Origin of the sequence: Kitasatospora sp. NPDC093558, assembly GCF_040683475.1 — a bacterium.
In the GTDB taxonomy this organism is placed as follows: domain Bacteria; phylum Actinomycetota; class Actinomycetes; order Streptomycetales; family Streptomycetaceae; genus Kitasatospora.
This window is the reverse complement of the sequence record NZ_JBFBDY010001282.1, coordinates 1-649: the sequence shown is the minus strand read 5'-3', so window position 1 is coordinate 649 and position 649 is coordinate 1. Positions and strand designations below refer to the sequence as shown.

1 pseudogene is annotated in these 649 nt (G+C 74.7%); it reads left to right on the top strand.

Annotation, left to right across the window (positions count from 1 at the left end):
- A pseudogene (locus AB0O00_RS40375) lies at positions 1 to 398 on the top strand (SAM-dependent methyltransferase); the annotation flags it as partial.
- Positions 399 to 649: the final 251 nt, after the last annotated feature.

Sequence of the window (649 nt, the reverse complement as noted above, 5' to 3'; positions counted from 1 at the left end):
TCGAGGACCGGGTCCGGGTGCTGGAGAGCGACCTGTTCACCGCTCTGGAGCCCGGCGACCGCTTCGACCTGGTCTTCTGGAACTCCAGCTTCGCCGAGCCGCCGGCCGGCTTCGTCAACGAGACGGACCTCCACCACGCCTTCTTCGACCCCGACTACGCCGCCCACCACGCCTACCTGGCGCAGGCGCCCCGCCACCTGACCGAGCACGGCCGGCTCACCCTGGGGTTCAGCAGCCTCGGCAACTGGCCCCGCCTGCAGGCCATCGCGGACGAACTCGGCCTGGAGCACGAGGTCCTGGCCACGGAGGGGCGCGTCCTGGACGGGACGCTGACGGTCGAGTTCCAGCTGGTCGGCTTCCGCCCCTGCGGCGGACGGGCGTGGTCCGCGCTCGCCTGACGGCCCCTCCCCCGTGGGGCCGCCGGTGGGTCAGGAGACGACGATCGTGGTGTGCAGGCAGGTGGCCCACGGCGGGCAGGCGTAGCCGCGGTCGGGGACGCAGCGCTGGTACCAGGTGATGTCGCCGGTGCCGGCGTCCGTCGGGGCCGCGGCGGCCGCGGCCGTGGTGGAGCCGTGGGCGCCCCACGGCGGGGGGCGCCCCCGCCGCCGGGCTCCGACGCCCCCCCCTCGTTACTCCTGACACACTCCAA